The organism is Bradyrhizobium sp. WBAH42, from assembly GCF_024585265.1.
Lineage (GTDB): Bacteria > Pseudomonadota > Alphaproteobacteria > Rhizobiales > Xanthobacteraceae > Bradyrhizobium.
In genome coordinates, this window is sequence record NZ_CP036533.1 from 2,210,942 (window position 1) to 2,235,363 (window position 24,422).

The window sequence follows — 24,422 nt, forward strand, 5'->3', positions numbered from 1 at the left end:
TTCGAAAAAGCGAGGGAGCGATGGCCCCGCCCTTCGCACAATATGGGCCCAAAAGGAGAGGAGACCTCAATGTCGAAGTCGTTCCACGCGTTCGGCCTAGCTATGGGCGCTATCGCGCTCACTTGTCTGCCGGCCGTCGCGCAAACCAAGATCACCAATGAAGGCATTTCGGCAACCGAGATCGTCATCGGCACCCATCAGGACCTGTCGGGTCCGATCAAGGGCTGGGGCGTGCCGGTCTCCAACGGCATGAAGATGGCCGTCGAGGAGGTCAACGCCGCCGGCGGCATCAACGGCCGCAAGATCCGCCTGGTGGTCGAGGACAGCGGCTACGATCCGAAGAAGGCCGTGCTGGCTTCGCAGAAGCTGATCGAGCGCGACAAGATCTTCGCGATGGTGGGACCGATGGGATCGCCCACCGTGCTCGCCGCGCAGGATATCCTGCTCGACGCCGGGGTCATGCAGCTCTTCCCGCTGACGGCGGCCGAGTTCACCTTCAAGTTCGATCCCGCCAAGCCGCAGGAGCGGCTGAAGTTCAACAACCTGCTTCCTTACGTCGAGAGCACGCGCGCGGCGCTCAAATACATGATTGAGGCAAAGAATTTCAAGAAGCCCTGCATCATGCATCAGGACGACGAGTACGGAAAAAACGTGCTCGATGGTTTTAACCAGCAGCTCGCCGCCATGAAGGTGCAGCCGGCCTCGATCACGAGCTACAAGCGCGGCGCCTCCGACTTTTCGGCGCAAGTCGCCAAGATGAAGTCCGACGGCTGTGACCTCGTCGTGCTCGGCGCGGTGCTCCGTGAGCCGATCGGCACGATGAGTGAAGCGAAGAAGCTCGGTTGGGACGTCACCTTCCTCGGCGCCACGCCCGTCAACGTGCTCGAGGTGCCGGCGCTCGGCAAGGAAACGGTGGAAGGCTTGTATGCTGCTTCGAACTTCGAAATTCCCTATGAAGACACCGCAAAGGGAAAGGTGAAGGACTGGCTCGTCAACTACAAGAAGATGTTTGGCGCCGACGCCAACACCCAGGCCATCATCGGCTACAATGCAGTGATGACGTTCGCGCATTATGCCAACAAGGCTGGCAAGGATCTGACTGGCCAGAAGATGCTCGACGCGCTGGAGTCCGGCGACAAGTTCCAGGACATCTTCAATTCGCCGCCGACGGTGTTCTCGAAGACCAACCATCTCGCGACCACCGTCACCCAGGTCCAACAGGTCAAGAACGGCCGCTGGGTGCTGGTGAAGGACAATCTGATGTTTTGATCTCTTGCGGCGCGGACGGTGCACCCTCTCCCCTTGCGGGAGAGGGTGGATCGCCGCGAAGCGGCGAGCCGGGTGAGGGGTCTCTATCCTCGCGAAGGTCTTGCGTGTGGAGAGAACCCCTCATCCGGCGCGCTTGCGCGCGCCACCTTCTCCCACAAGGGGAGAAGGAAGATGTGCCGCGGTAAGAACCCTACGATCCCCCGCCTGCGGTGCCCGAGCTCACCGGGGCGAGCTCGTCTTCCCGGCAGCGCCAGCCATCGTCGGCTTTGACGAAGGCGAAGGTTCGCTGGATTCTCAGCCGGCGCGTGACGTTGAAGGCGTCTGCGGCGCGCTCCTTGTTGCCGGCTCCCGTCTGCGGACGACCCGTCGTGGGGTCCCAGCAGGTGCCGGTGCAGATGGAGGCGATCTTGCTGCACACGGTGAAGGGGGCCAGCACGGCCATCTCGATTTCGCCGGTGACCTGCGCCTCCTGGTCGCTCACCTGGCTGTCGAGCGCATAGACGCGGTTGATGCGCAGGAAATTGCCGCAGGAATTGGCCGCATGAATCCGCGCGGCGCAGAAATCGACCGCGTCGGTGTCGGGTGATCGGGCCGCGACCTGCCGGCCGAACACCTTCTTGGGATCGCCTTTCGCGGCGCGGATTTCATCGGTCTTGCGCTTCAAATGTTCGGCGAGACAGTCCTCCGCGGATTCCAGCTCATGCAGCGGCACGTTCTCCTTGCCGACCAGATTGCATTTGCGGTCGCGCTCGCGTGTCCATCGTCCATATTCGGCGAAGGCAAAGCGTGCCGCGGTCGGGTCCAATTTGCCGATCAGGCCGAGCACCAGGCCATTGAGCTCGGTTTCGGCAAGCGCCAGCGTGGGGTCGGCGCAGATCACCGCGCCCGCAGCGGTGTTGGCCGCAAGGCAGTCGAAATCCGGATCGCGAACGATCGCGGCGCGCTCCTCGGTGACCTTGAGCAGGCACGCCTTGACCTGGTCGAATTCGTCCGGGCGGATCGCGGTCTGGCCGACGATGCCGCAGCTGAGGTTGCGTTGGCGGACCCAGATCGCATTCTCCTCGATTCCAGGCAGGCGATCCGGCAGGCGGGCGAGCCGCGCCTCGATCGCGACGCTCAGCTTCTCGGCGGCGGCGGCAAGGGTCGCATCACCGCAGAACAATTGATTGCCGGGGTCGCGAATCTGCTGGCAGTTGTTCCTGGAGAACAGCGGCAGCCTGTCGGCGATCGCGCGGTCGGATTGCGCCGACGCGGACGCCGCCGGCAATGCCAGCAGCGCAAGCACAGACAGCACGATGAATCGCATTCCAGTCGCCCCCGCACGGAAGGCGCCATGCTAGCGTCTGGTCTTGCGCGGTGAAATGGGTTTGTGCGGAAGAGCAGCGGGAGGTCTGTAGCCCGCATGGTGCGCAAGCGTAATCCGGGGCCGGTGCGAGTGGCAAGAGTCCCGGATTTCGCTGCGCTCTAGCCGGGCTAGGAGGCCGATTCGATCAACGCGCCTCGGCGGCCGCCATCGAGACCTGTACCGGCTCGTCGACATATTTCAGCACGGCCGATTGGTGGAGCACGAACAGCGGCTGATAGCTCCGCGTTGCGTCGTCCCTGACCATCGCCATGCGGCGATTGTCGAGCATGAGCCATTGGCCGTCGAGCTTTGCTGCGGCAATGGCGTGCGCCTCGCCGGCCCTGACGTCGCGCACCACGACCATGCGGAGGTCTTCAGAGGCAATTCCCGCCAGCCGCAGCGCGGCCAGCTTGGCGATGGCATAGTCCTCGCAATCGCCGGCGCCGCGCGCGAAGGTCGCAAGCGGCGAGCTCCAGAGGTCGGCGCTGCCGTCGTTGGCGGCATGGATGGCGAGATTGATGGCGCGGTTGATCTCGCCGAGCCGCGCACGGCCGTCGCGGGCGCGGGCCTGATCGACGATGGCGAGCAGCTCGAGCGCCGCGGGTGAAGCGCAATTGTCCCGGTCGCCGTCGCACAGCGCGAGCTGCACCATGTCGTCGTCGAGCTTGTCCTTCAGCGCGGACCATTTCTGCTGCAGGCTGCCGGATGAGATGGCGAAGGCGAACACGCCAAACGGTTCGGCGGATTTGCGCACGAGGACGCCGGCGCCCGGCGAGAGCAGCGTGCCGGCGCGAAGCTCGGCGGCCGAGCCGAGCAGGATCAAGCCGCACATGACAAGGATTGCGCGAAAGGCGCGCGAGCGAGCAGCGGTCTCCATCTGACATCCCCTTCCCAGGCTTCGCGAGATCCCCCTCGATCTCGTCGTGCCGGGCTTTGTTGCTTTCGCGGAGATAGTGCGAGACGGGCCGTTTTGTTCTGCTTAACGCGCCCGGCAGGGGTCTCAAAACCGGGTGGCAGGCTGAATCGGACCCGCCCGAATTGCGTAAAATTTTACGATTCGACGGCTAGGAGAGCCTCGCTGCCGCGAAATGGAACCAATTGCAGGCAGAAGTTGCGACGGGCGCCGAATCTCACCTATGGCTAACGACCCGCTATTTCACGGGTTCTGTTAGTTAGGTCACAGATTTAACGCCGTATTTGCCGCAGGATGTTGCAGGGCATCACGAACAAAAGATGACGCAAGTATCTGTTCTACCAGTTTTACTTCGAATGACTTGGGGCGGCGGGAAATGCGTGCATCTAACCCTGTTTCGACTTCCGAATTCTTGGAATATGACTTCCGCTCCTCTGGGAATGCACCGCCCGGCGCAGGTTCTTACGGTCAAGTGACGCGAAATCACACAAGCAATAGATGGTTTCGCTAAGGACTTGGTAATGCTAAGCAAGCTTAGGTCGTCGATACTTACATAAATTTTAACCCTTTTTACGGTGCCCGGTTGAATTACGCTGGCAAATTTGACGCCGCGACGTCTTTGGACGGCCAGAGTTCCAACTCGCCCGTCTTTGTCCACGTCGATTCCTTTGCCGCCAAGCCCTTCATTGCCAAGGCGCATGGCCATGTGCCCGACGGTGCATTCGTCGTTCCCGACGCCAATCTGATCTTCAACGGCGAGTTCAAGCGTGCCGGGCTCGACCTCGTGCTGTCGCACGACGGTCACGAGTTCGTCGTTCACGATTATTTCAGGGGCGACAAGCGCGCCGCGATCGCTTCGCCCGACGGCGCCCACCTCGGCGGCGACGTCGTCAACGCCCTCACCGGCCACGTCCAGGTCGCCCAGGCCGCGCCCGGCGCCGGTGCGGCCCAGGTCATCGGTCACGTCACCAAGCTCGTGGGCAGCGCGACCGCCATCCGCAACGGCGTCTCGGTGATCCTGAACAACGGCGACAACGTCGAGAAGGGCGACGTGGTCTCGACCGGCGCCGATTCGACGCTCGGCATCACCTTCATCGACGGCACCGTGTTCGGCTTGTCCTCCAATGCGCGGATGGTGCTGAACGAGATGGTCTACGACCCCAACGGGTCGAACAATTCCTCGCTGCTCAGCCTGGTCGCGGGCACCATCACCTTCGTCGCCGGCGAAACCGCCAAGCACGGCGACATGAAGGTCGACACGCCGGTCGCCACCATGGGCATCCGCGGCACGGCGGTGCTGACACAGATCAACTTCGTCGTTCCCGCCGGCGGCGGCGATCCGCAGCCGCAGGCGAGCTTCCAGGTGCTGGTCGAGCCGAACGGCACGACCGGCTCCTATATCCTGTTCGACAAGGTCACGCTGCTGCCGATCGCGACGGTCAACCAGGCCGGCCAGATGATCCAGATCAGCGGCGGCAACGTCTCGGTCACCAACGCACTGATGTCGCCCGATGTGCAGAAGCTGATCACGGACGTGTTCACGCTGAAGTTCACCGACAACAACACCAACACCAAGCTGACCACGAACTACACCGACACGATCACGCCGTTCGGCCATGAGGTGGTGCTCAAGTCGGGGTCCGGTCCGATCGTCACCGCGACCTTCGTCAATCTCAATCCGCAGACGCAGGAAGGCCCAACCACGTCGACGCCGACGCCCGGCCGCATTCCCGGTCAGCCGATCGCGCAAAGCTTCGACCTCGGCGGCAACGTGAGGACGGCGTTCGCGCTGACCGAACGGGCGGACACCACCGGCGATACGCACGCCGACACGATTTCCGGATTGATCAGATTCCTCGATCAAAACCTCGGCGACCTGCCGACGGTGAGCGTGAGCCTCGCCGAGGCGCCGAACTACGTCTACAAGAGCGCCGGCCAGCAGGATGTCACCGGCTCGCTCACCGCGCTGCAGAAGCAGGACATCGCGGCGACGCAGATTCAGATCAGTGTCGTCGCCGACCCCGCCAACAACAATAACGGCTCGGCGGTCTGGACCTACACGATCCCGGACAAGGTCTTCGATTTCCTCGCGGCCGGCGAGACCCTGACGCTGACCTACATGGTCCGCGTCGACACCAATTTCTCGGTGAACCCCGAGTCCAAGTTCATCCCGATCACGATCACGATCACGGGAACGAACGACAAGCCGGTGGTCACCACCGACGTTCCCGTCATCACTTTCGAAGGCGGCACCAGCGTGCCGGGTGGCCCGCTCACCAGCGACGTTCCGACCTCGGGCACGCTGAGCTTCGATGACGTCGATCTCACCGACAAGCATACGGTGTCGGTGGCGCTGACCAGCGCGACCCTGCCCGGCGGCACCGTTCCGCCCGGTCCGCTCGCGGCATTCCAGAGCGCGATGTCGGTCGCGATCGCTGCGGGCGCCGACAGCACCGGTGACGGCACCGGCACCATCAACTGGTCACTGGCCGATCTCCCGGTCTATCTCGCCGACTTCATTCCGAAGGGCGTGGTGCTGACGCTGGTCTACACCGTCACCGTCACGGACTCGCAAGGCGCGACGGCCCAGCAGACGATCACGGTCACGATCACCGGCACCGACGCGCCCGCCGTGGTCTGGATCGCGACCGACAAGGCGGGCGCGCCCTCCGGCGGCTTCTGGAAGGACGCGGCCAATTGGGAGACCGGGACCGTCCCGACCATCGATGACGACGTCATTGTCATCACCGATCAGCTGCACGGTCTGACGCCGTCCTATCCGGTGACGATCGATGCGGCCGCCTATGCGAAATCGCTGACGATGAACGATTTCGGCGGCCCGCCGCCGAAGCTGATCAACCAGAGCTCGCTGACCATTGCCGGTGCGCTCAACATGAGCGCGGACTCGATCCTCACCAACGCCGCGACCGGCACGATGTCGGTCGGCGGCAAGGCCGAGATATTGGACACGAGCGTGCTCACCAATGCGGGCCACCTGACGCTCGCCGGCGGCGGCGATTTCGCTGCCGGTACCACGATCACCAATTCCGGCACGCTGGAGCTGTCGGGCGGCACCTTGAAGATGCTGGCCGACATCGCCAATGCCGGCGGCACGCTGAAGGCTGACGCGGGCACGACGCTGATCGTGGACAATGCGGCCGTCCACGGCGGCACGGTCACGATTCTCGGGACACTGGAACTCAACGGCGCCAGCTTGATCGAGAACGGCTCATTGACCAATTCCGGTACGGTCAACGTCGAGGGCACGGTCGAATTTGCCAACGAGACGGTCTCCAACACCTCCGCCGGCACGATCAGGGTACTGGCGAATGGCTGGTTGACGATCGACCAGGGATCCAGCGTCGCCAACGCCGGCCACGTCACGGTCGATGCCTCGGGCAAGCTGTCGATCAGCGGCGCAACCATCAGCGGCGGCATGATCGACGGTGGCGGCAACATAGACGTCACCGGCGCCAGCAGGATCGACGGCGGGGCGACATTGAGCACGAGCGCCGTCACGGTCGGAAGCGGGGTGACGCTGACGCTCGACGATGTCACCGTTGCGGGGACCGCGATCGCAAATGGCGGCACCGTCAAGATCGATGCGAGCAAGAAACTGACGCTCTCGGGCGCGAGCGTCAGCGGCGGCCAGCTCAACGTGCTCGGTACGCTGGCCTCGTCCGGCGCCAGCACCGTCACCAATGCGTCCATCACCAACAACGGCCTGATCGAGGCGATCGGCGGCGTGTTGACGCTCGCCGCCACGACCTCGGCCGCCATTGCCAATGCCGGCACCCTCCGCGCCAACGGCGCCGAGCTCGATATCGACCACCAGGCCGTCACCAACACCGGCACGCTGGCCGCGATCAACGGCGGCACACTGAAGCTGACTGCGATGACGGTGACCAACACCGGCGGCACCGTGTCGGTCGCATCGGGCTCGTCGCTCGATCTCGCCGGTTCGACCATCAGCGGCGGCACGGTGACGATCGCGGGCACGCTGGAATCGACCGGCACGAGCGCAGTCGACGGCGCCGACCTCAACAACACCGGCACGATCTCCGTGACCAGCGGCACGCTGACGATCGATCCCGGCCTGCTTCATGCCATCACCAATCTCGGGCTGATCGAGGCGGCGGGCGGGGGCATCCTCAAGCTCGCGACCGCGACCGTCAGCAATGCCGGCGGTACGATCGCGGTCGACGGCGCCTCGAAGCTCTATCTGACCGACGTCTCGATCAACGGCGGCACCCTGAGCAATGCCGGTCATCTCTACGGCGTCTCCGGCAGCAGCACGATCACGGGCGCGGTCACCAACACCGGCACGATCGAGGTGCAGGCCGGCACGCTGAACCTCGCTGGCGGCATCACCGGCGTCGGGACGCTGCTCGTCGACGACGGCGCGACACTCGCGCTGGGCGGCGCGGATGCGCAGACCGTCACTTTTGCCGGCGGTGCCAACACGCTCCGGCTCGATGCCACGAGCCATGACTTCACCGGCACTATTTCGGCCGGGGCCTCGACCGGCGGTACCTTCACCGTCACCGGTGATGCCGATATCGCCAGCGCGAGCGGCGACGCGCTCACGCTCGCTGCATCCGGCGGAACCAGCGGCAACCATGGCGACGTCATTCTGACGCCAACCGGCGCACTGACCGGCGCGGCCAACGGGCTCGTCGTCACCCAGAACGGCGCCGGCGACGTCTCGTTGACCGCAACCAAGGACATCACGGGCCTCGCCGGCAACGGCATCACGCTGCGCGACAGTGCGACCGGCTCCGGCGACATCACCGTCAACAATCTCACCGGCAAGGCGACCGGCACCGGCACGAATTCGGTCGGCGTTCTCGTCGAGAATTTGAACGCTGCCAATAGCGGCGACATCTCGATCACTCAGCTCGGCGGCGCGGCGGGCGGCGCGTATGGCATCGATGCAGCGACGCTGGGCCACGGCGACATCGACATTGACGCCGGTGGCTCGATCACCGGCGGCTTCATCTACGGCATCCGGACGCGCAGCTATGGCAGCGGCAGCCAGACCGTCACGACGGAGGCCGGCAGCATCGTTACGTCGGCCAGCTCGGGCATCGTCGCCGTCAATCGCGCGACATCGATCAACGCTGCGGCCGATAGCAGCGTCACGGTCACCAGCTACGGCACGATCAATTCGGGAAGCAGCCCGAACCTGGCCGGCAATGTTCCGGCCGGCATCGAAGCCGGCTACACCGGCGCCACCAGTGGCACCCACGCCAATACCGGCGTCAACGGCTCGGTGGTCGTCAACAACCATGGCAACATCACCGCCGCGGCCGGTTACGGCATCAACGCCTATAATTACGGGAGCGGCGACGTCTCGGTGACCAGCTTCGCCGGCACCACGATCTCGGTGTCCGGGGCGCAGAGCATGGGAATCAACGCCGCAGCATTGAGCGGCGGCACCGGTGACGTCACGGTCACGCTCGGCGAGAATGTCACGATCTCGGGTGCGGCCAGCTATGGCATCAGGGCCCACAGCATCGACCAGGGCGACATCAGCGTCACCCTGGCGAAAGGCGACAGCATCACCTCCGGCAGCTCCGGCATCGTGGCCGTCAATTTTGCGACGGCCATTGCCGCCGGCGTTGCGAGCACGATCTCGGTCGAAGCACACGGCACGATTCATTCCGGCACCACGCTCAACAACGACGGCACCACGCCGGGCGCGATCATCGCCGGCTACAAGCCCGGCGGAAACGGCACATTCTCGAACGCGGTCAACGGCGACGTGGTCGTCAACAGCGATGCGAACATCACCGCGGCTGCCGGCTATGGCATCGAGGCGTTCACCTGGGGTGTTGGCGACATCACCGTCACGACCGGCCAGAATTCACAGATCTCCGCCGCAGGCACCGCGATCGCGGCGTTCGATCATGGCGGCGGCGACGTCAGCATCACCAATGACGGTTCGGCCTCCGGGGCGGTCGGCGTGGCTGCCCTCGCCACCGGCGCCGGCGACGTCACCATCGTCAATCATGGCGACATCGGCAGCACGAGCTTCGCCGGCATCAGCGTCACGCAGAATGGGGCCGGCGCGACCGGCTCGACGCACATCACCAATTCCGGCTCGATCTCGGCTCCCACCGGTCACGCGGCGATCTACATCCAGGAGAACGCGACCGGCACGGCGACGATCGACAATTCCGGCACGATCGGTGCTGCGGACGCATCCGGCGTGACCTCGACGACCTATGCGATCGTCGAGACCGGCGGCGCCATCACGATCAACAACTCTGGCGACATCAATGGCAACATCTCCGTCGCCACGGCCACCTTCAACAACAACGCGGGCGGCATCTGGACCGTCTCCGGCACCAGCGTGTTCGGCAGCCTGTCGTCGATCGTCAACGACGGCGATATCGACCTGCTCGATGGGGCCTCGATTGCCGGGACCGGCCTGAGCATTGCGAACTATCATGAGATCGACAGCTGGGGCACGGCGACGATCTCCGGCGCCATCACCAACGCCGGTACGATCGAGGTCAACGCCGGGACCCTGACGCTGTTCGGCTCGCTGTCCGGCGCGGGGTCGGTTACCGTCGATGCCGGCGCGCTCCTGAAGCTCGAAGGCACGGTCACGCAAACGGTCACGCTCGCCGGTGATGGCGCCGCGCTTCAGATCGATACGTCGTCCTTCGGCGGATCGATCGCGGGGCTGTCCGCGGGCGACACGATCGACCTGTCCACGATCAAGTACGGTCTCGGCACCAGTGCGGTCTATGTCGCCAATGCCGACCCTGCGACCGGAGGCGTGCTGACGGTCACCGACGCCGATGGCAACCACATCGATCTGAATCTGACCGGTGCCGACTACAGCAACGCCCATTTCGCCGGCAGCAGCGACGGCCATGGCGGCACCCTGATCACGTTCAATGCGGATGATGATGCACCGGTCTTCACCGCGGCAGAGGCCTCGCCGAGCGTGAGCTTCTCCGAGCTCGAGAGCACCACCGGCGATCCGACGCTCGATCCGGTCTCGGGTGGGACGGGCGCGATCCATTTCACCGACATCGACCTCACCGATCGTCCGACGGTGACGAACGTCGCGTATGCCTTGACTTGGCTCGACGCCGACCACACCACGCAGCTGACGCTGTCGCCGGACGAAATCACCGCGTTGGAGCAGGCGCTGACGCTCTCTGCGCCCGGCAACAAGAACAACGGCGCGATCGGCTGGAGCTATTCCATCGCCGATAGCGCGCTGGATTTCCTCGGCGAAGGCCAGACCGTGACGGTGGTCTCCACCATCACGCTGGCGGACCATCAGGGCAAGACCGATACGGCCGCGGTGACGGTCACCATCACCGGCAAAAACGACGCGCCGGTGATCACGGTCGCAAGCGGCGACAGCGCCGGCGCGACTCTGGACGAGGCCAATGCGGGGCTGGACAAGACCGGCACGCTGACCCTGTCCGACGCGGACGCCACCGATCATGTGAGCGTCGCGCGCGATCACCTCTCGGTCTATCTTGACGGTGTGTTGCAGACCGACGACGTCGGCGGGCTGTCGAACACCGATCTACTGAACTATCTGACCGTTCCGGCTGCCGATATCCTGAACGGCACCGCCACCCACGCGCAGTTCACCTGGACCTTCAACTCGCAGGGGGAGGACTTCGATTTCCTCGCCGCCGGCCAGACCCTGTCGCTGCAATACACGATCGTCCCGTCGGATGCCGATGGCGCCGGCACCAGCAGCACCGTCACGATCGACATCGTGGGCAGCAACGACGCGCCGACGCTCGATGATGCGACGCTGGCGTCCGTCGCCGGCAACGACAGCGATCCGAGCGGAGCTGCGATCAGCAGCCTGTTCACGGACAAGTTCCACGACGCCGACACCGGTGCGACATTCAAAGCCCTCGCGGTGACCTCCGACGCCGCCACCACGGCGCAGGGCGTCTGGCAGTACGAGCTCGCCGGCACGGATCAATGGGCCGATATCGGGTCGGTCAGCAACACGAACGCGCTGGTGCTGGGCCCCGATACGCTGATCCGGTTCGTGCCCGCCAACGGCTTTTCCGGGACGCCGGGCGCGCTGGGAGTCCACGCGCTCGACGACACCTATACCGGTGCCATCACGACTGATCTGTCGACCGCGACAATCGATCTTTCAGTGACCGGCACCGGCGGTGAGACTCCGGTCTCGCAGGATCTCACCACCATCGGCACGGAAGTGACTGCTCCCGCCGACGGCCCGGTGATCAACACCGAGAGCTTCCAGGTCGAGCATATCATCGAGAACAACTCCGACATCATCACCGATCTCATGGTCACCGGCTCGGCGGACCACGACTTCACCGTCACCATGTCGACGGCGCATCCAGGTCTTAGTCAGGTGGACTTCTATCCGGCCTCGGGCTCGCTCGAGGAGATCAACCTCGGTTTCGAGACCGGCGCCACCTACAATCCGACAGCGGCCAGCTCCGATCCTCAAGCCCAGCCGCCGGACATCGAGCAGATCACGCTGACTGTGACGGACCAGGCCACGGGGCTGTTCGACACCGTCCATTTCATCTTCCACGAGGCCGGCGACACCAGCCAGGCCGTTGCCCTGGAAGGCACCAGCGGCAAGGACGTCATCTTCGCGACCGATACGAACAGCACGCTGACAGGCGGGGAGGGCAAGGATCAGTTCGTGTTCGCGCCGGGCTTGTTGTATGACGACAACGGGCAACCCGTCACCGATTTCTCCCACACGATCACCGATTTCAAGGTAGGGCTCGACAAGATCGATCTGCGGCAGTTCTCCGACGTCGGCTGCAAGGGCGACCTCGCCATCGCCCAGCAGCAAAATGGCGACACCCTGATCACCTGGAATCAGGAGGTCTCGCAGCAATCCGGACTGATACAGGAGCACGAGTCGCTCCTGCTCAAGAACGTGGTCGCCGCAAATCTCCAGGCCAGCGATTTCATCTTCGGCACGCATGTCACGTGAGGACGTGCGGGTCCTATCGGCCAACAGGCGCGTAGCTTGACCGCGGCAAAAAATTCACCGTCTACCACCGTCAGGGAATAGCCAATCGCGGGCCGAGGCTCCATGATCGGTCCGCCCGGCGTGGTGCGGGGCGGGAAGTTCGGCTGGCATGAAACGTCTGAGGATCCTGCGGCGGTGGTTTGCGCGGAAGCTCGGCTTTGCGCGGCTGATGTGCCTTGCGCTGCTGGTTCTATTCGCCGTTGCGCGCCTCTGGGATCCGCCGCCGATCCAGGAATTGCGGCTGCGCACCTTCGACATGTTCCAGCTGATCGATCCCAGGCACAAGACGGCGCGGCCGGTCACCATCGTCGACATCGACGACAAGAGCCTCGCCAAGCTCGGGCAATGGCCGTGGCCGCGGACGCGGATCGCCGATCTGATCCAGAGCCTCACCAACAACGGCGCGGTGGCGATCGGCTTCGACGTGGTGTTTTCGGAGCCCGACCGACTCAATCCGGATCTGGTCGCGGGCCAGATGCGCTATCTCGACGACGCCACGCGCGCCAAGCTGCGCGGGCTGCCGACCAACGACCAGATCCTCGCCGAGGCGATCAAGCGCTCGCGGGTGGTGCTGGGCGAGACGGGTCTGCCCGATATCCTGGCCGAGCCCGACAAGTCACTTCCGCTCACGGGCGTGGCGACGGTCGGGGAGGAGGGCGCCGACCGCTTCCTGTTCGAATTTCCAGGCCTGCTGCGCAACGTGCCGGTGATCGAAATGGCGGCCGCCGGCCGCGGCCTGTTCTCGATCAGAAAGGAGCGCGACGGGTTCATCCGCCGCGTGCCGATGGTCATGCGTGCCCAAGGCAACATCATGCCATCGCTCAGCCTCGAGATCCTGCGCGTCGTCACGGGGACACCGACGCTGCTGATCAGGACCGACAAGACCGGCGTGCGGGCCGTGCGCCTCAAGGGCGTCGAGATCCCCACTGACAAGAACGGCCAGTTCTGGGTGCACTACGCCCGCAGGGATCCTTCGATTTACGTCTCCGCGGCCGACGTGCTCGACAACAGCGCGTCGCCGAGCAAGTTCGCCGGCAAGCTGGTGCTGGTCGGGACCTCCGCGGCCGGGCTCAACGACATCAAGACGACGCCGGTGTCCGCGACCATGCCGGGTGTCGAGATCCATGCCCAGGTGCTGGAGAGCGTGCTCAGCGGCGCAGTGATCTCGCAGCCGAACTACGCGCTCGGGATCGAGCTGATCACGGCGCTGGTGATCGGCCTGCTCGTCATCATCTTCACGCCGAATCTCGGCCCCGTCCGCCTGGTGCTTGCGGGTGGGGCCTTCGCCGCCATCCTGGTCGGCGTGTCCTGGTTCTTCTACGTGCAGCACCGCCAGCTCATCGACTTCACCTATCCGCTGCTGTCGACCACCGCGGTCTATCTGACGCTGATCTTCGCTAGCTTCGTGCGCGAGCAGCGCCAGCGCGTGCAGATCCGCGGGCAGTTCGCGCAATACATGTCGCCGGTGCTGGTCGAGCAGCTGGCGCAATCGCCGGAAAAGCTCGTGCTCGGCGGCGAGGAGCGCGAGATGACGATCATGTTCTCCGACGTGCGCGGCTTCACCACGATCTCGGAGAGCTACAAGCACGATCCACAAGGGCTGATCGCGCTGATGAACCGCTTCCTGACGCCGCTGACCGACGTGATCATCGAGCGCAAGGGTTACATCGACAAGTACATGGGCGACGCCATCATGGCGTTCTGGAACGCGCCGCTCGACGATGCCGAGCACGAGATCAACGCCTGCGAAGCCGCGATCCAGATGCTGGAGCAGATCGACGAGGTCAACAAGGAGCGCGAGCAGGAAGCCGCCGACGGCGGCCACGTCTACATCCCGCTCAATGTCGGGATCGGTCTCAACACCGGCATCGGCGTGGTCGGCAACATGGGCTCCGACCTGAAGAAGAACTATTCGGTGCTCGGCGACAGTGTGAACCTGGCCTCGCGCCTCGAGGGCCAGTCGAAGGCATACGGCTTCCCGATCATCGTGGGCTCGCGCACCGCGCTCGCCGCCAAGGAAAAGTTCGCGATCCTCGAGCTCGACTTCATCATGGTCAAGGGCAAGTCCGAGCCGGAAGTGATCTACGCCATCGCCGGCCGCGAGGACGTGATGCATTCGGCCGCGTTCCAGCGCCTGCGCAACATCACCATCGAGATGCTCGGTTGCTACCGTAGCCGCGACTGGCAGGGCGCGCTGGACGCGATCGAGCGCGGCCGCAAGAGCGAGGACGCCGACACGCTGGAGAAGCTGTTCAGGCTTTACGAGGCGCGGATCAAGGATTTCCAGATCGAGCCGCCGCCGGAGGGCTGGACCGGCGCCTATGCCCTGCTGACCAAGTAATGGTCGCCGTCACCGCCTCCCGCAGGGTGGGCAAAGCGAAGCACGCCTACCATATGCAGGTGCATCGAGGTAAGTATGGCCGAGGGGTACGGCGCCTGGCGCCATTGCCCAACCAGAAGAAAAAAGGGCGAGCTGAGTGATGGACGCACAAGTGAAACAAAACGACCGCATCGGTGTGCTCGAAGAGCTCCTCAACGAGCGCTACTCCGTTCGCGCCTTTCTCCCTAAGGAGGTCGATCGCGCCATCATCGAGCACGTGCTGGCGACCGCGCAGCGCACGGCGTCCTGGTGCAACAGCCAGCCCTGGCAGATCATCATCGCCAGCGGCGAGGCCAAGGAGCGCTTTCGCAAGGCGATTTACGCCGAAGCCTCGAAGGGTCTCGGCGATGATTACGACTTCACGCCACCGCGCGAATATGCCGGCGTCTATCTCGATCGCCGCCGCGAGAGCGGCTTCCAGCTCTACAACACGCTCGGCATCGCCCGCGGCGACAAGGCGGCCTACGCCAAGCAGGCGCTGGAGAACTACAATTTCTTCGGCGCGCCGCATGTCGCCATCATCCACACCAACGAGCCGCTCGGCATCTATGGTGCGATCGATTGCGGCGCCTATGTCTCCAACTTCATGCTGGCGGCGCAGGCGCTCGGGCTCGGCACCATTCCGCAGGCCGCGCTGGCGCGGCATTCCGGCCTGATCCGCCGCCATTTCAATCTACCCGGCGACCGCCGCGTCGTCTGCGGCATCTCGTTCGGCTATGCGGACCATGCGCACAAGGTCAACAGCTACCGCACCTCGCGGGCGAGCGTGGCCGAGACCGCGACCTTCGTGGATGTGTGATCGCGCGCCGTTAGCCCGATGCCATCAGCGTCGGACGCGCGCGCGAAGACGGCCGTGGAAACGGCCGTCTTCCTCTCGTCCCGGTTCGATTGACGCCGGCGGTCAGCCGCCGCTGCCGCCGATCACGGCTCGCACGGTCTCGTCTGGGCCGAAATCCTCGGCGCCGTCGACATAGAGCAGCGCGGCGAGCTTCGAGCGGGCGCGGTTGACGCGGCTCTTGATGGTGCCGACCGCGCAGCCGCAGATCGAGGCGGCGTCCTCATAGGAGAAGCCGGACGCGCCGACCAGGATCAGGGCTTCACGCTGATCCTGCGGAAGCTTGTCGAGCGCGGTGCGAAACTCCTCGAATTCGAGATGCGCATTCTGCGAAGGCTGGGTCTTCAGCGTCTTGGCATAGTTGCCTTCGGCATCCTCGACCTCGCGCCGACGCTTGCGGTAGTCGGACCGGAACAGGTTGCGCAGGATCGTGAACAGCCAGGCCGGCAGGTTGGAGCCGGGCTGGAACGAGTCGATGTTGGCGAGCGCGCGCAGCAGCGTCTCCTGGACCAAATCGTCGGCGCGGTCCGCATTGCCGCTGAGCGAGATGGCGAAGGCGCGCAGACTGGGCACGGCCGCCAAGATGTCGTTACGCAGGGAGTCCGTGAGAGGCATTAATCCCTCCCATTGTTGTTGTCGTTGGATCCGCCCTCATTTTCCACGTGGGGTGACGCTCCCGGCGCATCAAGCTTCTTGATCAGTTCTGCGAACCGATCTGGAACCCCCTGTCGTACGACATCGTCGTACATGGCGCGCAACTGGTGCCCAATCCGGGATTGAATTTCCGGAGTGAGGCCTCCCTTGCCGGGGGTCGTGCTTCTGCTGGCTTGAGACTTGAGATCTTTCATGACCTGTTCCACGTTTCCCCGAGTTAAGTGACTGTAAAATCGAGAAGTTTTCTCAACCGGGAGCCGTTCCCTGGATAGGCACAATTCCAGCTGCGCCAAAAAGTTCCCAGCTTGGCGGAACTTTTGTTGAGGTGAGGCGTAGACAGCCCAGCAGGGGAACCTGGGCCCCCCGCGTGATGCCTGACCTCAGGATTGGACCTCAAGGTTGGCCCGAAGACGAATGGAGTGGGGATGTCCCGTTCACAGGTAGTTGCTGAACACTTGCCGCTGTTGCGCCGGTACGCGCGGGCTCTGACAGGCAGCCAGGCCTCCGGTGACGCCTATGTCGCCGCCATGTTGGAAGCCATGCTGGGCGATCCCTCGGTGCTCGACGAGAGCCATGGGCCCCGGGCCGGCCTGTTCCGGCTGTTCACCCAGATCTGGAATTCGGTCTCCATCAATGACGATGCCGAGGTGACGACCCTGCCGATGCCTCCGGAACGGCGGCTGTCGAACATCACCCCGCTGCCGCGACAGGCCTTCCTGCTGCTCTCGCTCGAGGGCTTTTCCGAAGAGGAAGTCGCCTTCATTCTCGGCACCGACGTCGCCGAGACGCGCCGTCTTGCCGACGCAGCCGGACGCGAGATGGCCGCCGAGATCGCCACCGACGTGCTGATCATCGAGGACGAGACCTTCATCGCCATGGATCTCGAGAGCCTCGTTAAGAATCTCGGCCATAACGTCGTCGGCGTCGCCCGCACCCATGCCGATGCGGTGGCGCTTGCCAAGAACAGGCGACCTGGCCTGATCCTCGCCGATATCCAGCTTGCCGACGGCTCGTCGGGCCTGGACGCCGTCAACGAGCTGCTGCGCACCTTCGAAGTGCCGGTGGTGTTCATCACCGCCTACCCGGAGCGCTTCCTCACCGGCGAGCGTCCCGAGCCGGCGTTCCTGATCTCAAAGCCGTTCCAGCCCGCGATGGTGTCTGCGGTGGCGAGCCAGGCCCTGTTCTTCCAGCGCAACTCGCGCAACCGTACGCCGAAGGCGCCGGCGGCGTAACAAGGCGCTAGCGGCTTGCCTATTGGCGAGTTTGGTCCGGCGTGCCGCGAGGCACGCCGGATTTTTCATGCCGCCCGCCCGCTTGACGGGCGCTGAATTCGCCGCCCATAGCTGATGCAGCAGCTGCGCGTGCGACCACGCCAATCGGAGACGGGCCCATGGATCAGCAACTCCTCGACCGTCTCGCCATCCGCGACCTCGTCGAGAACTGGGCGGTGTGGCGCGATGCCGGCGATTGGGAGCGCTTTGCCACGGTCTGGCACGAAGAGGGCTGGATGTCCGCGACCTGGTTTCAGGGGCCGGCGCGGGATTTCATGCGCGTCAGCCAGGAGGGGTTTGCCAAGGGGGTGCGCATCCTGCATTTCCTCGGTGGCACCAGCATCGATCTCGCCGGCGAGCGGGCCATCGCGCAGACCAAGATGACGATCTCGCAGCGCGGACTCGTGCACGACGTGCTCTGCGACGTCGTTTGCACCGGACGCTTCTACGATTTCCTTGAGAAGCGGCATGACAAATCAGGTACCGGCAAATGGGGCATCGTCCGCCGCCAGCCGATCTATGAGAAGGACCGGATCGATCCGGTCGATCCCGCCGCGACGCTCCGCCTCGACCAGACAGCGCTCGCTGCACTCCCCGAAGGCTACCGCCACCTCGCCTACATGCAGGAGCTGATCGGCTACAAGGTCAAGCGCGACATGCCGGGCCTCGCCGGCGCCGAGGTCGAGAAGCTCTATAGGGAAGGGCGCGAGTGGCTCGCCGGCAAAGGCGAAGTAGACGCCAGACAAAAGTAAGGCGCGACTGGCATCACCACAGTCGCGCTTTTCGCATATATAATTGAAATTATTTAATATTTTTAAAAATTAAGCGTTGTGCCCCAACAAATGCTCGAAGAACAACCAGAAGATGGTGACATCGCTTTTCAGTGCTCATAACCTGAAGGTCATAGGTTCAAATCCTATCCCCGCAACCAAGTAAGGTGCTGTAATAGCAGCAAAAATAGAAAAGCCGCTCTGACAGGGCGGCTTTTTCACTTCCCGGAATCGCCACCGAGTCGCCACGCCGCTTCGCCAAGCAGAGTAGCCACGACCAAATCCGCTGCATAGTCGCGGTCGCCCTGCAAAACCGTCTAGGATCGGGACGGGTGGAAAGGTCATGATCGTGCGCCGGAAGCGCAAGGCCGCGGGATCGGCTCGAAAACATCGGCCTGATTGGGTGCAACGTTCGCATTGAGCCGCACCTCGATGCGTAGAAGGTCTGAGCGACGTGGTGAACGGCAGGAACTGTGTTGGCGGCTACTCGTGCGCTGGGCTGAAGGCACAAGGCGTCGCCCCTGTCTCGCGAGGGGCGGTCGTGGCTTATGACTTGCCGCTCGCCTTCGCCGACCGCCTTTTGTTGAAGGCTTCGAACTTCTCTTTGATTGTGTAAAGATATTCGGCAACCGCCTCGGCTAAATCCAACAAGTCGCCCGCGTCTTCTCGGGACACTGTTATGCTCACGTCGTGAGCGGCTTCATTCCCGACAAGACGCACTGCATCGGTCCACTCGAAGAGGCGTTTGTCTAGCTGGCCCGATTCCGAAAGTTGCTTCAGGCGCTGGGCCAAGTTCCCACCGGTCGCACCGTGCGACTCGCAGATGCCCTCCAAAACCTTCCGACACATGATTGCGCAAGCGGTATGTGCCCTGGCCTCGGTGTAGCAGGCGCGCGCTTCGGCAAAGGCCGCGCGGATCGGCTCGGGCACTGCAAATCCGAGTTGGCGATCGCTCATCAGAGGATAGAGCCTCTTCGGCTTGCTCCACGGCTCATCAGGTTCTTCCATGTACCGAGCGTCTTCGTCGTCTTGAGCGACAAGGATTGGTGATTGGCAAGACGGGCACCTTAAAAGTGACCATTTATAGGAACAGTCTGGCCCATCAATGTAGCGCTGGTAACTTCCTTCCACGACACCAGCCACAGTCGCCTCGCAGTACTCGCAGTTGGCCAACAGTGTTTCTTTGCTTTCGCCTTCAGCCACGGACCGCCCCGTCTTCATTTCAATGGTTCTGACGACCTGAAGACAGTCGTCCTGTCAAGCCGAGCGCTGTGAAATCGGTCGCGATCGGCGGGGTGATGGTGGAGGCAGGAGGTGGTCGCCGCCGTCCTGCCGGCGGGCGCCGCCGACACGACGGAGGTCGACAGCGCCGAAGGACCCGGCGCGCAGATCGGGGCGTTCGTGACTCGTGGATGATCGCGCAGGCCGGAAAGAAGAGCGCTTACGGCTGGCCTTGGAAAACACGCAGGTCCCAGCCGCTTCGGCGTTCGCCAGCTCGACCCCGCCGACTTCGGCGGCAGGAAGATATCAAGGTCGTGGCTCCAGCGACCGACGCCGTTTACCTCGAACACGACCCGGATGGGCAGACGATTGTTCATGGGCTCGCCCCTGACATCCACGGCGTGCACACGTTGGACGCACCGGAATGGCGTGTACTGTCGGTTGTCGAGGGAGTCGTTGTGCGGGATGGCAGCCAAGCGAATGGCTTCGAGCTTGAGAAGCTGGCCGAACCACGGGGACGCTCCCAAGACCTCGTAGTATTCGCCGATCCGAGTTCCGAAGTCCGGGTTAAAGAGGCTTTCTCCCTGCTGATGCGAGAGGTTCATCCAGACCTTTTGAGGCAGGGCAGCTAGGCCCGCGACCGTAGCCAGGTCGCCGTTCTCGGCGTACAGGTCTCCGCCCGCCAGCGCCAAGTCCTTGGGGAGCTGCTGCGCCGGGATCGTCGGAAAGCGTGATTGAACGGGGCACTCGATCGAGTACCGGCCTCCATCCTTGGCCCAGGTCGGCGCGCCGTTCAATACGCGGCCGTCACCGATGGAGTTGATCAAGAGATAGCGGTCACCGGGCGCAGCCTTAGAGAACTCGCTTATGTAGCCAATCAGGGTAGCAAGGTCGCCGATCACGAAGTGATCAACCCGCAGCCGCCAACTCTGCTCAGTCGCCCCTACCATCTCACCTGCGAATACGAGGTCAGGGCCAAGGGCTATGAGTTCTCCGGTTCCGAACGATGATCGAGAGGCGTTGCCGATTTCGGCGGCGCAGCGGTCTTCATGGGCGCGCTTCATCGCGCGCAGCCGCTCGACAGTGTATGTCGCGTCGTCCCGATCGATCAGCGCCCCGTGATCCGCACAGGTCCATATGCCGTTATCGATGCCGGCCCGCTGCTCCGGAGTCATGGACGCGTCGTAACGCCTCCCTCCGGGCGAGGCGGCGCAGATGTGAGCGGCAATTCCTATGTTGGCTACCGCGTCAGGGGCTTCGTCGCTTGGGCCGACGGTCGACTTGCCACACCCTTCCACCGAGCACCTATAGGCTGCACGAAGGGCGAGGGCGGTTTTGACCTTCTGCGGAAACTCGTCTCTACCTTTACTCACATCGGGCCGCCTCTCGTATCTGGTAGCCTATGTCTGCCGTCAGGCTTGGTCACCGGACAGCCCGCCCGGTGGTTGCGGGCCACTGGTTCGGCGTCTCGGGCCTAGGCGGCGACGGCCTGAAGCAGCCGTCGACCCTTGGCCCCGATCAGGTCTTGCAACTCCTGCTGCGCCAGCCTGGCGACATCCTCCCGCGTGCGAATGCCCCGCTGCCAAAGGAGCAGCAGTTCGCCCCGGTTAAGTTCAACACCCAACTCCAGCAGCGGAAGCGCACCGGCCGGGATGCCGAATTCCAGGCGCTTAAAGAAGGCCGCGTTGGCCTCTTCGTTCATGCCGACTTGCAGCACGATTGAGGTGATCCGCATGGCCGACTCCAGAAGGAACCGGCTGCCATCAGCAAAACCGCGGATGTCGCCATGGCCGACTGAGGAGAACGGGTTGACCGTGAACCGCGCCTCGATGTCGGCGCTTGGGATGCCATCGATCCAATCGGCGACAATCAGGGCGCGCTTGCATCGCGCATAGTATTCTTTGTCGCTGCCGGCTCGCGTCCGCAGCACGTTGGCAAGGTTGTAGCCGAACCGCTGACTGGCGGCTTGCTGCCACCGCGGCTCGCCTTGCCTGATTTGCGGCGTGTAGTCCTCGTCACGCTCGGGAAGCACCTCAAGCATCACGGCCAGCGCTTCCGGGGTTGGCTCCTCCGGGCGCACTCGGCGCAATACCTCCACTAGGCGCATCGCGGATTCGAGGCTCAGCGGAGACTCGCCGCATGCGCGTCCGAGCATGTTGAGGCGAATCCTGTCGCCATCCTGATCGACCAGGCCATCCGCAATCATGCGGTCAAGCAGGCGCGCGAGCGTGTCTGTCATCCGATCGCGAAAGCGTGGGTCACGAAGGTTCGCGAGGTAGCCGCCATATGTGTTCGCGACCATGTCGATGACCGCGGCGCGGGGCGCTTCACGAACTTGCGCCAGCAAGCGAACGACCCAAGTGCCGGGGGCTCCTTCATCGAAGGACGAGCGCAGCGGCTCGGGGCGGCCCTCCACATAGTTCAGCACTAGCTGATTCCTCTCCATCGCGTTGTCGGCGACCAGGATCGCTTTGCCTTCAGTTTCGTAACCGAGGCGGCCGGCGCGGCCCGCCATGTTCTTGTATTGCGCTACCGTGTAGGGCTGCGGCCCGTTTGCACTTTGGAAGGCCGTCTCCACAATGATCACCGTTGAGGCCGGCGTGTTCACGCCCGCGGCGACAGTGCTGGTTGCAACAAGCACCTGAATCCCGCCATCGGCCTGCCGAAAGCCGCGCTCCACCGCCACCCGTTCCTCGCGATTGAGATCGCCATGGTGGAAGGCGACGCCCCCTTGCAAGGCCTGCCGCAGATTTCGCGACATCGCCGAGGGATCGCCTTCGGGCAAATTGGCGATCACATTTGCCGCGGGCGGCAGCCCGAGTTCGGCGGCAAGGTAGTTTGCGGCTCCCGCCGATGATCCGCGTTGATTCCGGAATACGATGACCTTCTCGCCCTGTTGGACTAGATGGCGCACGAGCGGCACGATCACATCCTGATCTGAAGGCCTGTCGCGGCGTTGCTGGATCGCGCCGTGCCGCAGGAGTTGTTCGGTTCTCAGGCTCTCCGCTTCGCGTCGGAAGGTCCAAGCGCCTGTGCGGTCAATGGCCCCTTCAATCAGCGGAATCGGCCGCTGCGTGGTCACGAGCAGATTGCAGCCCAGCCAGCGCTCGAAGCCGTTGATGTCGCCGATCACGGCGCTCAACGCGATCACTTGCGGCGCGACCCCGCGCGCTCGCGCGCTCAAGAGGTACGTCAGGAGAAGCTCCACGACCATGCCGCGGCCGGGCTCGGTGATGAACTGCGCCTCGTCAATCACAACGAGGCCGATCTGATTGAGGATGTGGGGCGCGGCCAGCGCCATCCCGAGAAACTTCTCATAGGTGAAGAAGGCGAGGTCGTACTTGCCCCGCATCACCTCGACGACTTGGTCCTGCCAGTCGCCGCTGCACCGGGCAATGCGCAGGTGCAGTTGCTCGCCATAGAGCGCGGAGAAGTCCTCGTATTTCTCGTTCACCAGCGCCTTGTAGGGCAGCAGGAAGACGGCCTTGCGGCCCTCGCTGATAGCCTTGATAGCCGCGATCTCGCCGATGAACGTCTTGCCGGCGCTGGTTGGCGCGACAGTCAGCAGGGAATTGCCGCCAAGCACATTGTGGTCGTTGATGGCTGCGATCTGAAGGGAGTTGAGGCCGCCGGGATAGCGCTGATGCCATGCGTGCAACGTGGCGGCCGGAATCCCGTAGCCCGCAAGCTCGCCGAAGTCCCCCGTTGTGCGGATGGGCGCGTACTCGGGGAAGGCCGCGAGGTAGTTTGGGCCGCGTCGACACCCGGGCAGTGACAGTTCGCCCTCGACAAAGCCGAACATGACCGGCGTCTGCTCGTAGCCCATCCGTCCAGCGTTTGCGCGCACGGCCCGCACCACGTCGTCGACCATGCCGACAACGCTCACAGGACCGCCCGCCAGGAGCTTGTCGAGGATCGCCTTGGTGAAGAGGCCATGCCGCGTCTGGTGGTCTTCTAGCGCGGGCTGATCGGGCGCGGATGCAGCGAAGAGAACACGCCCCTGGCCCGCGACTTCGGCGAGCGGCATGCCAACGGCCCGCGGCACAACCCCGAGGTCAAGCACGCGTGCCGGCGCGCCGCCGCTGAAGCAGCAGTCGAGAAGCATCACCACCGCCCGCGCACGAGTCTGCCGAAACCGCTCCGCGATTATCTCCATGCTGATCGTGGTGGCGGGGATGTCGCTCGCGCTCGTGTCGGTTACGACCAGCCTGTGATCGGGTGTCCCGTGGCCGGCGAAACTGATCAGCACCACATCGTCCGGCCCGGCCGCATCGAGCGTGGAGTCCAACGCCCTCGTCACCTCGGCATGTGTCGCGCCGTCATCGACGATGAGCGCCGCTTGCATGTCGTCAATCGAGTCCGTCAGGACGGCCCATAACGCCTGCGCGTCGCGAACCGCGCCGTTCAGGTCACCAACAAGAGGGTCGCGGTGTCGATCAATGCCAATAAACGCCGCGCGGATCATGGCCGTACCTCGCCCGATGTGGCCTGTGGAGGCTGCTACGCCTCCGGTTTTAAAGACCTAGTCGGACGAAAACGGCACTCTCCGTATTCCAGTCTACCCGACTCGTTCCAGATTCGTTCATACCATGCGCAGCAGGGGGGCAACAGCTACGCGGGCTTCACGTGCCGTGGAATCTTCGCGTGATCACGGCGACAGAGAACATCAGCAAGGGCAACAAGCGCTCTTGAATGAGGCGTGATCGCCCAGGTAGCGGGCCAACCCGTCGCCAACCTGGACATATCCTGGG

13 protein-coding genes are annotated in these 24,422 nt (G+C 63.9%); 6 read left to right on the top strand and 7 right to left on the bottom strand.

Annotation, left to right across the window (positions count from 1 at the left end):
* Positions 1-69 precede the first annotated feature (69 nt).
* The gene (locus DCG74_RS10415; RefSeq protein ID WP_172785073.1) at positions 70-1,269 is read left to right on the top strand and encodes an ABC transporter substrate-binding protein; all 1,200 of its coding nucleotides are present in this window, start codon (positions 70-72) and stop codon (positions 1,267-1,269) included.
* 190 nt (positions 1,270-1,459) lie between these two features.
* Here DCG74_RS10415 and DCG74_RS10420 read toward each other — a convergent pair whose 3' ends face one another.
* Together DCG74_RS10420 and DCG74_RS10425 are read right to left on the bottom strand one after the other, a co-directional pair.
* Positions 1,460-2,575 (bottom strand): lysozyme inhibitor LprI family protein, encoded by a 1,116-nt coding sequence (locus DCG74_RS10420; protein ID WP_172785072.1) that lies wholly within the window; start codon positions 2,573-2,575, stop codon positions 1,460-1,462.
* A 184-nt stretch (positions 2,576-2,759) separates the two neighbouring features.
* A complete protein-coding gene (locus DCG74_RS10425; protein ID WP_172785071.1) occupies positions 2,760-3,491 on the bottom strand; it encodes a transglutaminase-like cysteine peptidase in 732 nt (243 codons plus the stop codon).
* 655 nt (positions 3,492-4,146) lie between these two features.
* Here DCG74_RS10425 and DCG74_RS10430 point away from each other — a divergent pair.
* From DCG74_RS10430 to DCG74_RS10440, 3 genes are all read left to right on the top strand, one after another.
* Positions 4,147-12,501 carry a VCBS domain-containing protein gene (locus DCG74_RS10430; RefSeq protein WP_246708786.1) on the top strand — a complete coding sequence of 2,785 codons (8,355 nt, stop codon included), beginning with the start codon at positions 4,147-4,149 and terminating at the stop codon, positions 12,499-12,501.
* Positions 12,502-12,649: 148 nt separating this feature from the next.
* Positions 12,650-14,881 (top strand): CHASE2 domain-containing protein, encoded by a 2,232-nt coding sequence (locus tag DCG74_RS10435; RefSeq protein ID WP_172785069.1) that lies wholly within the window; start codon positions 12,650-12,652, stop codon positions 14,879-14,881.
* 139 nt (positions 14,882-15,020) lie between these two features.
* On the top strand, positions 15,021-15,719 hold the full coding sequence (locus DCG74_RS10440; protein ID WP_172785068.1) for a nitroreductase: 699 nt from the start codon (positions 15,021-15,023) through the stop codon (positions 15,717-15,719).
* A 102-nt stretch (positions 15,720-15,821) separates the two neighbouring features.
* Here the strand turns inward: DCG74_RS10440 and DCG74_RS10445 are convergent, their stop codons facing one another.
* Both DCG74_RS10445 and DCG74_RS10450 read right to left on the bottom strand, forming a co-directional pair.
* Positions 15,822-16,370 (bottom strand): sigma-70 family RNA polymerase sigma factor, encoded by a 549-nt coding sequence (locus DCG74_RS10445; RefSeq protein ID WP_018316216.1) that lies wholly within the window; start codon positions 16,368-16,370, stop codon positions 15,822-15,824.
* Positions 16,370-16,603, bottom strand: a complete 234-nt coding sequence (locus DCG74_RS10450; RefSeq protein WP_025032292.1) for a NepR family anti-sigma factor — start codon at positions 16,601-16,603, stop codon at positions 16,370-16,372. Before DCG74_RS10450 ends, DCG74_RS10445 begins: the two co-directional genes overlap by 1 nt.
* Positions 16,604-16,834: 231 nt before the next feature.
* Here DCG74_RS10450 and DCG74_RS10455 point away from each other — a divergent pair, with 231 nt between their 5' ends.
* Together DCG74_RS10455 and DCG74_RS10460 are read left to right on the top strand one after the other, a co-directional pair.
* Positions 16,835-17,641, top strand: coding sequence for a response regulator (locus DCG74_RS10455; protein WP_172785067.1), 807 nt, complete (start codon positions 16,835-16,837; stop codon positions 17,639-17,641).
* Positions 17,642-17,799: 158 nt separating this feature from the next.
* Positions 17,800-18,432, top strand: coding sequence for a nuclear transport factor 2 family protein (locus DCG74_RS10460; protein WP_172785066.1), 633 nt, complete (start codon positions 17,800-17,802; stop codon positions 18,430-18,432).
* 564 nt (positions 18,433-18,996) lie between these two features.
* Here the strand turns inward: DCG74_RS10460 and DCG74_RS10465 are convergent.
* The 3 genes from DCG74_RS10465 to DCG74_RS10475 form a co-directional block, all read right to left on the bottom strand.
* Positions 18,997-19,458: a DUF4145 domain-containing protein gene (locus DCG74_RS10465; protein ID WP_172785065.1), complete on the bottom strand. Its 462-nt coding sequence runs from the start codon at positions 19,456-19,458 to the stop codon at positions 18,997-18,999.
* Between the two features lie 209 nt (positions 19,459-19,667).
* Positions 19,668-20,846 carry a hypothetical protein gene (locus DCG74_RS10470; RefSeq protein ID WP_172785064.1) on the bottom strand — a complete coding sequence of 393 codons (1,179 nt, stop codon included), beginning with the start codon at positions 20,844-20,846 and terminating at the stop codon, positions 19,668-19,670.
* A gap of 299 nt (positions 20,847-21,145) precedes the next feature.
* Positions 21,146-24,136 (bottom strand): DEAD/DEAH box helicase, encoded by a 2,991-nt coding sequence (locus DCG74_RS10475; RefSeq protein WP_172785063.1) that lies wholly within the window; start codon positions 24,134-24,136, stop codon positions 21,146-21,148.
* Positions 24,137-24,422 lie beyond the last annotated feature (286 nt).